Genomic DNA, 1,840 nt, shown 5'->3' on the forward strand with positions numbered 1-1,840 from the left:
ACATAAGACATATCTATCTTCCAGTACGCTCTCTGGTAAGAGATTCACCTGTAAGGTCAACTCGCCTACATCAAAACAAATATCTGGGGCTATCACATTACTCACTCGGGTATAGATCACCTGTGGGTTACTCAGGTTCTCATACAATAGTGGTAAGGGCGTCTCATCATTAAGAGCATCTTCCAATGTGGCGTGATAGGTTAGACTAAAATCATTAGGATCCTGTCCATCCAATATCGCATCACTCTGGGTCGAGAGATCAAACTGGCCAAAGCCATCATTAGCGTTCACATTATCACAAATCTCATAGACAATTGGCACACCATCTGGATTCGCCTCTGCTGCCTCTTGTAATATCAAATCAAAACGCTGACTACTAACACTACAACCTGTCTGGGTGTTGGTAATAGCCACATAGATGGTCTGTGGATTACTCGTATTGGTATATGGGCTTGACAGTGGATTGTTTAAGTTATCGGCATCCGCCTGACTCTCATGGTAGCTCACCTGATAAATCGCCGGATCCTGACCTGCCAATACCTCTGTGGTCTTACTCTGCAAATCAAAGTCAAAGAAGCCATCTGTATTATCCTCACAGGCCAGTAAGTTGGTCACCATTACGGCATCTGGTAATGGATTCACCTGTACATTAAACGCTACTCTGGCATAACAGCCTGTAATACTATTGGTCACCCGTACATAGATCGTCTGTGTGGCACTTGTGTTTGGATAGGCCGTTGGGGTGCTTATTGCATTTGCACCTGACTCTGCATCTGTTATGCTGGTGTGGTACGTGGCTACCACATCGGGTTCTGAATTTAAAATATAAGCCTCGTTCTGGGTCAAATCAAACAACTCACTTAAATCACCAGGGTTCGTATCATCGCATAAGATCAGATCCTGTGGGTCTGTATTGGGTTGGGGATTCACGGTCCTTAGTACAATGTGTTCACCTAAGCCCAAACAGGAATTATCCACATCACTATCCACTCGCACTATCAGTATCTGCTCAAAGGGTGAGGTCTCGTTTCTGTAATTTGATATGTCTACGATAGCATTGCTCTCTGATAAGGCTTCATCTAAACTCTGATAATAGCTTACCGTTACGTTCTGACCTGATGGATACAAGGCTTCTATCTGAGCTGTCGCATCACTAAAGTCAAAGCTCTCGATACCATTGGTATTGTCATCATCCACATCATAACCATCACAAATCTCATACACCAACTCAAAGTTTGGTGGTATCTGTGTGGTGGATACTACTAAATCCAGCGCTGCTATTCTATAACAGCCTTCTGTACTACTAACCCTTACATACAAACGGTCTGCATTTGATGAGGGGTCCGTATTGGTATATGCCAGTGGATCTGCAATTGCATTGCTTCCACTATCCGCATCTGTCTGTGATAAATGGTAGGTGAATATCTCGTTCTCAAAATTACTCGAGATCAAACGTTCTGATTCTGTCAAATTAAAGTCTGAGAACCCATCGGTATCATCATCACATTGTCTGAGCTCTACCTGTGTATTATCCAACACCGGTAAGGCATCTACTACTATATCTACTATGGCCGTACCATAACAATCCACATTGGCATTGTTCTCGACGCGGGCCACTACCTGATCGGCATTGATCACGGTATTGGTATAAGGACTTAAAATGGGGTTTGCTCTACCATCTGCATCGGTCTGGTTACGATAGTAACTCACAGCATAATCCGTAGGGTCAAGACCCCCTAATACCACTGGGTCCATTACCGTTAAATCAAACTCTACAAAACCATTAGTGTCATCCCCATCCAAACTATTGTCGCACTGGGCAAATACACCAGGGGTGGCG

At 43.9% G+C, this 1,840-nt stretch carries 1 pseudogene; it reads right to left on the reverse strand.

What is annotated here, in order from left to right:
• Positions 1-1,840: pseudogene (locus tag DN064_RS14050) on the reverse strand (CUB protein); the annotation flags it as partial.

This window comes from Winogradskyella aurantiaca, from assembly GCF_003362725.1.
GTDB lineage: Bacteria > Bacteroidota > Bacteroidia > Flavobacteriales > Flavobacteriaceae > Winogradskyella_A > Winogradskyella_A aurantiaca.